The sequence below is a fragment of the Methylomonas sp. BG-2 genome, from assembly GCF_057766305.1.
Genome location: NZ_JBYMAP010000191.1, coordinates 1 through 7,526 on the forward strand (window position 1 = coordinate 1; position 7,526 = coordinate 7,526).

At 57.9% G+C, this 7,526-nt stretch carries 9 protein-coding genes and 1 tRNA gene; 2 read left to right on the top strand and 8 right to left on the bottom strand.

Features of this window, described 5'->3' with window-relative positions; translation table 11 throughout:
* Positions 1 to 642, bottom strand: a 642-nt coding sequence (locus AC3B8H_RS16045) for a hydantoinase/oxoprolinase family protein (protein ID WP_488442554.1), incomplete at its 3' end; no start/stop codon positions are given.
* Between the two features lie 8 nt (positions 643 to 650).
* Positions 651 to 1,640, bottom strand: coding sequence for an ATP-grasp domain-containing protein (locus tag AC3B8H_RS16050; protein ID WP_488442555.1), 990 nt, complete (start codon positions 1,638 to 1,640; stop codon positions 651 to 653).
* A 10-nt stretch (positions 1,641 to 1,650) separates the two neighbouring features.
* Here AC3B8H_RS16050 and AC3B8H_RS16055 point away from each other — a divergent pair, with 10 nt between their 5' ends.
* Positions 1,651 to 2,325, top strand: coding sequence for a HisA/HisF-related TIM barrel protein (locus AC3B8H_RS16055; protein ID WP_488442556.1), 675 nt, complete (start codon positions 1,651 to 1,653; stop codon positions 2,323 to 2,325).
* Positions 2,326 to 2,380: 55 nt separating this feature from the next.
* Here the strand turns inward: AC3B8H_RS16055 and fae are convergent, their stop codons facing one another.
* The 5 genes from fae to AC3B8H_RS16080 all read right to left on the bottom strand — a co-directional run bounded on the left by fae (position 2,381) and on the right by AC3B8H_RS16080 (position 6,907).
* The gene (gene fae / locus AC3B8H_RS16060; RefSeq protein WP_064024482.1) at positions 2,381 to 2,896 is read right to left on the bottom strand and encodes a formaldehyde-activating enzyme; all 516 of its coding nucleotides are present in this window, start codon (positions 2,894 to 2,896) and stop codon (positions 2,381 to 2,383) included.
* A 94-nt stretch (positions 2,897 to 2,990) separates the two neighbouring features.
* On the bottom strand, positions 2,991 to 3,857 hold the full coding sequence (locus tag AC3B8H_RS16065; RefSeq protein WP_488442557.1) for a triphosphoribosyl-dephospho-CoA synthase: 867 nt from the start codon (positions 3,855 to 3,857) through the stop codon (positions 2,991 to 2,993).
* A gap of 1 nt (position 3,858) precedes the next feature.
* Positions 3,859 to 4,746, bottom strand: a complete 888-nt coding sequence (locus tag AC3B8H_RS16070; RefSeq protein WP_488442558.1) for an ATP-grasp domain-containing protein — start codon at positions 4,744 to 4,746, stop codon at positions 3,859 to 3,861.
* A gap of 69 nt (positions 4,747 to 4,815) precedes the next feature.
* Complete coding sequence (mch, locus tag AC3B8H_RS16075; protein ID WP_488442559.1) at positions 4,816 to 5,799, bottom strand: methenyltetrahydromethanopterin cyclohydrolase; 984 nt, start codon at positions 5,797 to 5,799, stop codon at positions 4,816 to 4,818.
* Between the two features lie 4 nt (positions 5,800 to 5,803).
* Complete coding sequence (locus AC3B8H_RS16080) at positions 5,804 to 6,907, bottom strand: ATP-grasp domain-containing protein (RefSeq protein WP_488442560.1); 1,104 nt, start codon at positions 6,905 to 6,907, stop codon at positions 5,804 to 5,806.
* A gap of 81 nt (positions 6,908 to 6,988) precedes the next feature.
* Here AC3B8H_RS16080 and AC3B8H_RS16085 point away from each other — a divergent pair.
* A tRNA-Ser gene (locus AC3B8H_RS16085) sits at positions 6,989 to 7,079 on the top strand.
* A gap of 183 nt (positions 7,080 to 7,262) precedes the next feature.
* Here the strand turns inward: AC3B8H_RS16085 and AC3B8H_RS16090 are convergent.
* The coding region (locus AC3B8H_RS16090; protein WP_488442561.1) for a hypothetical protein at positions 7,263 to 7,526 on the bottom strand (264 nt) is incomplete at its 5' end.

Sequence of the window (7,526 nt, forward strand, 5' to 3'; positions counted from 1 at the left end):
CACCCGGTAGATATCGGCGGTGGTCGCAAAATGCTCAGCCATCAGACCTTGTTGCCTGCCGTTAAATTCAGCGGTACTGGCAAGTGCCATCACCGAGGTGCGAACGACACCGGTGTAGAGCAACTCCCCGGAAATCAAACGCTGGTAATCGGTATAGCCTTCGATACGCGGGCTGCCGTTTTCGATTAGTAGCAAATCCGTGGTCGTACTGCCGATATCGATGAACAAGGCGTCTGGCAACCGGTCGGCCAGCCAAAATACGCTGGCCAGCCAATTGGCCGAGGCGATCGCCAACGTATCGTCCGGCGCGATGTCGGCGGCGCCGATGAAGCCAACCCGTCCGGCAAACACCTCAATCCGATCGAAGCCAAAGCGCCGGCCTATCGTGGCGACAATGGCGCGCACGCCTTGCTCGCGATCGGCGAAACCGTCGGCCAATTCGCCGGTCATCGTCACCGCGTGGCGACAATCGGTCAACCCATGGGTCTGGTCCAACTCGGCGATTGCGGCCGCCAAATGATCGCAGCCCTTCCAGAGCGGGCATGGCCGTTGCTCCACCCTCAGCAATTCACCCCGTTCGTCCAGCAGCGCCAATTTGACATGGGCGCCGCCGATATCCCATCCGGCAATACGTTGAGCCATGAATTCGTTTAATGATTGAAAGTAATATCGACGGTCTGTCGATCGGTTTGAAAGCTTTCCGGCGCGCCGTCGAGGCAACGCAACACCTGTTCGGCGACGTTGATGCCGATGGCTCGGCCGAGGCCGGCATAGGAACTGGTCAAACGCGGATTGATTTCCAACAATTGACCGCCGCCGTCGGCGGTTTCCAGCCAATCCACGCCAACGTAGCCGAATAAACCGGGCAAGCCGGCGGCCAAGCGATCCAACCAGCCCTGGTACAACGACCGCGCCGCGACCGCGACATTCACCCGACAGCCGCGCAACGCGAATCCGCCGTCGACGACCTCGATCCGTTGGCGATTGACGCTCAGCAACCAGGCTCGACCGCCGGCAAATAAGGCCGACAAGCTGGAGGGCCGACCTTCGCAATAAGGTTGGACCACATAACGCGCCGGATCGGGACAGCGATCGCGCCAATCGTGAAATTGATCGACAGCAAGCAGCCGCGCCCCCTCGCAACCAACGCCATCGACCGGCTTGACCACCAAACGGCCGCGCCAATCGCCGAGATCGTCGGACAGCCTTCGGGTCGGCACGGCCGGCAAGCCCTGCGCGCAGAACACGCGGTAACTGGCGAGCTTGTCCGCGCAAATTGCCAGCGTGGCCGGGTCGGACAACAGTGCTGGCGTCCGGTTGGCGGCGGCCAGCTCGGCGAGCGTTTGCAGAATGCCGTCGGTTTCGGGAGCAATCGGCCAAAAGCAATCCGAGCCGGCCAACAGCTTGGGCAGCACCACGCGGATGTCCGGGTGGTCGATGCGCACGACCTCCGCTTCGGTTAACAGATTGGGACGTTGGCAGCGGCTATCAAGCATCACGCTCAGCTCGATGCCGGGCAAGGCCTTCAGTTCTTGCAATAATGCCTGTAACATCAGCCCGCCCTCGGCCGCCAAGCCGGCCGGCAGGGACTGGCCGACGAAACCGCCGCCGGTGATATATTCGAACACCAAAATTTTCATGGTCGGTGCTATGCAGGTGATTCCGGTAATCGATTTAAAGGGCGGCGAGGTCGTATTGGCGGCCGGCGGCGACCGCAGCCGCTACCGACCGGTGCATCCGCGATCGCTGATCTGTAAAGTCAGCGAGCCGATCGCGGTGGTCGAGGCATTTCTTAACCTGCATGCCTTCGCGACTTTTTACATCGCCGACCTTAACGCCATCGAGGCTCGCGGCAGCCACCGCCGCGAGATTCTAAAACTGGCGGAGACCTTCCCAAATCTGACGTTCTGGATCGACGACGGCGGCTCGAGCGAGGCCAGTCAGACTCGCGAAAATCTGCGGCCGGTGGTCGGTACCGAATCACAAAACCGAGCCTTCGATCTGTCGGGCGGCGCGGCCATTCTATCCTTGGACTTCAAACACGATCGCGCGCTGGGCGACCCCGGCTGGCTGGCATCCCCCGGCTACTGGCCGGATACCGTGATCGCGATGACCTTGGACAAGGTCGGCGGCAATGCCGGTCCCGACTTGGCCTTGTTGCGCGGCCTGCTGGCCCGCCATCCGAACCGGCGCTTCGTCGCCGCCGGCGGGGTGCGCGATCACGACGATTTGCGCCGGTTGGCCGACATCGGCATTCACGCCGCGTTGGTGGCCAGCGCCTTACACAACGGTGCGCTGAGCGGCCGGGATCTGGAAAACCTTTAGACAAAAAAATACCCCGGCGAGCCGGGGTATTTTTAACAACCTTCGCGTCTTAAACTTAAACGTTGTTAGCAGCGAACGGGTGTTTTGCGCCAGATTTAGCAGCAACGACTTCTTTTGCAGTCGGAGTGCCGGCAACAGCGCGCTCAATCGCTTCTTTAGTTGCTTTGTAGTTGAATTCTTCGATTTTTGCGTCGTCTTCAGCCAACCAGTGGATAAATACGCCAACAGAAATGAACAAATCATCCGCTTCGTCAGCAGGGATAGTGCCGTCTTCAACAGAATCGGCAACAGCCATTGCAACCGCGCGTTGAGCAGGTCCGAACATTTGAACGGCTTGTTTTGAACCTTTGATGGTCACTTTGTTGAACAGGATGGTAGCTGGTTTAACCATCAAGTTAGGAGCGACAACCGCCAACAGAGTAGAGAAACCGTCTTTGTTGTTGGTCAGAGCGTTTGCGAAAGCAGTTTCAGCCGCGGAACCGCGTGGGCCGATGATCAAGTCGATGTGGGCAATTTCGTTGCCTTCGCCAACCAAAGATTCACCAACGCGTAAGTTATTGATTTTAGCCATTTTAAATTTATCCCCTTAAGATAAGATTGAACCAAAAAATAGACACTGTTATGTCCTTAAATTGTCGTTTCGGTCTAGGTCCGTCTATCAACGGTTAGCCGCTTGTACCGCTAACCAGTTGTTCCAGAAGCACCACGAGTACAGTTGCGACAGTGAGGTCCGCGGTTGTACCCGGGTTGATTTTTTTTGCCTTGAAAGTTTTGTCCAATTCGTATAAAACCGGCATTAACTTGTCAGGCACGAAGGCTGCCTGCAAAGCTCTTTCGAGCTCGACCATTTCCCCCTTAATCCACTCTGTGTATTGCTGTCCATACTTTCGCTCGACATGACTATCGGGAAACCGGGCCAATATCGCAGCATACACCGCCAACGCCGACCAGCCGAAATCGCCAGACAAAACGAAAGCACGATTATATCGTAAAACCGAAAAATCAAAAACGTCTTTAAACCGATTCAGGTATTGAGCGGCAATTAAATCGCGCTCGGCGGCATATTCCATCGCTTGCAACAGGGTCACGCTCGGCGTCTCGCGAACGTCGTGGGCGTCCGCTGTCCCCAATCCGCCCGGCGCCGCCAGCTCGATGGCCTTGAACACCCACTCCGCATCGGATTTCGTGGTGGCCTCCAACACCCGCGCCAGCGCGGTACGCAACGAACCACCTGCCGCCAAGCCGGCCGCCGCCTGCAACACCGGCGCGCATAACAGAATGATGCCCAAATTGGTATTGCAATTAACAGCTTCGCGCGTGGCTTCGACCGCGTAATAAATTTTTTCGCCCAAACTAAAAGCCGGATTCGTGATCGGCTCTCGGCTGACTCGGGCGCTGATTCGAAAATCCTCGACCGTCATATCGTGGGCCGGACTATAGATGCTGACGTTGCCTGGCTTAAATGCCTGCAATTCGATCTCGCAGGCTTGGCTATAGGCGTCCATCAAGGACTGGCGGTTGACGGCAGCCATCTCAGCGCAAATAACGTTCGACCAAATCGCCGGCCAGACACGCGGCGACATCGATATCGCAGACGCTTTGCAAACCCTTCCAGGCCGGCACGCTATTGACTTCGATCACTCGGTAACAGCCCTCGGCATCGTGAATGATATCGACACCGGCGTAATCCATTCGCAGGGTTTCGGTCGCCGCGACCGCCAAGGCCGCCAGTGCGTCGTCCATGTCGATGCATTCGCAGGAGGCGCCGCGCGCCACGTTATTCAACCAGGAAATCCCACGCCGTCGCATGCCGGCGATTGCGCGGCCGTTGACGACGAAGACCCGGATATCCGAATAGCCGTCGCCGTCGCATTCGATGAAACGCTGCAGATAATAAATACCGCGACTGCCGGTCAACCATAACAAGTCGGTGGATTTTTCGATGCGGCGTATGCCTTCCCCTTGCGAACCGAACAGCGGCTTGCTGATCAGAAAATGACCGTCGCGCAGTTCCTGTTCCGCGACCGCCAGAGCCTGTTCGCGATCCCGGGTTACCCAGGTGGTAGCGGTCGGCAAACCGGCCCGCTGCAACAAGAAGCTGGTCATGCCCTTGTCGACACTGCGCTCGACCGCCCCGGCGTCGTTGTAAACCGGCACGCCGGCGATTTTCAAGGCGTGCAAGATGTCCAGGTAAAACACCACTTCTTCCAGCGAACCGCCCGGCACGCCGCGCACGAACACCGCACTCGGCAGGCGATCCGGGTAGCCCGGTAGCGAGATCGGCAAGGCCGCGTTGGTCAATTCGAAAGCGCAGGCGGTGAGCGACACGTAGTCGGCGGCGTAGCCCAAGCGGGCGAAGGCTCGGGTCAATTGCTTGCCGTGCCAGCCGGGGTCGTCGGTGATAATCGCGATTCGATGCAAAATAATTTAAGGACGTTAAAAACGGAAACGCGGCTAGAAGCCGCGTTGTTCGAACGAAAGGAAAAAGGCTTAGAGGCCGAAGGAAAGGTCCAACAGCGCGTTATCCAGTTGCCCGGCCCGAAAACTCTTGCCGGACTCGACCGCCGTCACGATCACGCTGGCCGGGCTGAACAACATCGCGTCGATTTTGAAAAAATCGTATTCGTAAGCCTTGAAGATTTCGGCAAAGGGTTTGCCGTAGTCTTTAGACGTGGAGCTGGGCAATTCCTTAGCCAGTTTCTCGGCCGCTTCGTCGCTACCTTTCACGAATAAATGCACTTGGCCGGCGAACAATATCGCGTCGTTGGTGCGCCCCATGGCTTTGACGAAATTCGGATGCGGCGGGCAAATCGGCGCGGAACCGGAACCGTCGACGATGTTCTCCAGCGGGAAATGCAAGGCATGGGCCTTGTGCATCGCCACCTCCAAAACGCGGCCGACCACTTGCACGCCGCCGGCCAAACTGCTGGTCGGCGTGACGATGATGGTCAAGGTCGACGGCGCCAGACCACAGGCGGCGGCGACCTTTTCGACAATTTCAACCGGCGGGACCGCGTCGTTTTCAATCACCAGCACCGCGTGCTCGGCGGCATCCCGATATTCCAGTTCCTTGTACAACTCTTCGACCGGTTCGACCGCGCCGTCCTTGACCTTGGTGGCCAGTGCCCGCGCCGGACCGGAGCCCAACGCATAATACTTGCCGTGGGACAAGCTCCAGCCGGCGTATTGACTACCCAAACAGGACAACACCGGATTGGTGGCGTGAACATTGATCGTCAGCGGCCAATGCGTGGTGTAGGAACTCTGCGAAATCGTCGCGGTACCCATGCCACCCATGCAGATCTCGGTGATGATCCGCCCGGCTTCCAAGCCGCCGGGCACCTTGATGCCGGCGTCGATAATCGTGCACCCGTTTTCCAAGCGTTCAACGCCGAGACGCAGCTTGTCGGCGTTGTCCAACAATGTTTGAACCAAGGGCTGGGTGAGTTTATTGACGCTTGCCTGATATTGCATGAGATTAACGACCTGTTTCCAATAGTGTGCCTAGAATGTGTAACCGGCGGCGTAACTGCAGCATCGCCAGGCCCGAATTTTTACCGGCCGCAATAATACTGCATATCGGCTGACCCGCGCCAATAAAAGCGCCGCGTGGCGGCCTATCCACCACCCAATCCGGCCAGAAAAAATCGTCGGCGACGCGAAGATTTCGGTCCGCGAAGACGATACGCATCGCCCGCGACACCGGTGCCGATGCGCTCACATCCAGCGGCAGACCCAGACAACCACGTAGATGCGATGCCAACACGTCGTCGCCGTAAAGCTGCGCGCTGGCTGACACGCGGGCATTCATCTCCAATACCCGGAAACCTTCGGACACCAAAATAAAATCCAGACTGTTCAGACCGCGCAAACCGTATGCTCCGGTCAATTGCACCACGACGGCTTGCAACGCTTGCGCCACTTTAGTCGGCATCGGCACCGACCCAACGGCACCGGCAAACACAAACTCAAAGCCAGCCCCCAAATCCGCGCGCCATTGCCGATTCCATCCCACCACCCGCGCCGACTCGCCATTGGCAACGAACAGCACCGACATCGCGGCGCCATCGACGAAGCGCTGCCAATAGCCGCCGCTCGCTTCCCGATTCCCCGACTCGGCCGCTCCGGTAATGCCCAATCCACCCTCGCCTCGCCAAGGCTTATGCAGCCATGCGCCAACCTCGCTCGGCGCTTGGTAAACCACCTGCGGATGAGGTATCGCCAGCCGCGTCAACAAAGCAAAAAAATCCCGCTTATCCTGCGTCCTGAAAAAGGTAACGGCGTCGTTGCCAAGTAATCGCCAATCCCGCGCCAGATTCATCAAGCTATCCGGATGCGTTTCAAAACCGCTCCCGTACAGCAGGTCGGCAAGCCCGAAACGCGCACGAGCATCGGTCAGCGCTGGCTTGATGTCGCCCCAGGCCAACGAACGCGCCCGGTAAGCGTGCTTTGCAATTTGCCGAGTATCCGCATCGGCAAAACAGTCGACGGCGACCACCTCGAAGCCGGACCTAACGGCCAAAGCCGCCAACATTCGCGCCGATTTTGCGATCACCAGCAAACACTTAGAAAATTCCGTCACCGCGATTCGAATCCGTTTCGTCGTCAAACGGCAAAAAATACTAGATTTCAAAAAAAACTTCTGGTTAAATACGCGGCTCATGGAGAGCTGGCTGAGCGGTCGAAAGCGGCGGTCTTGAAAACCGTTGAGGGCTTATACCCCTCCTGGGGTTCGAATCCCTAGCTCTCCGCCATTATTTCGTGGGCTTGTCTAAGTCATTGACAAGCCTGCATCTTCGCAAGTTTCCTATTGGTGTTTAGGCTCTTTCGCCGCGTTGCTACAGCGCGATGATACAGACAGAGCCGCCATGCCAACCTCCCCTCACATTCACAGGCGCCTCGATACATTGTATTTCCGGATGTGGGTTCCTGTGCGTTTACGCCCGGTGCTGGTGCCCCCCGTTCATGGCGTCTTGATGCGCACACCCAAGCTTGATGTTCCTGGGCGAAACGCTGAAACGGGCGAATTCCAACGGAAATTGGCCCTCGCCGCGATAGTCGGTTTCCTTTAACAACATCGCGCCGTACATCGGCTCGGTTTTTAACTCCATTTGCGGCACGCGATGGTCGTCCGCCTGTTCCACCTGCATCTGTCCGGCCAATTCCTCGTAGGGCAAGCCGGGATCGGCGCCCGCCATGGA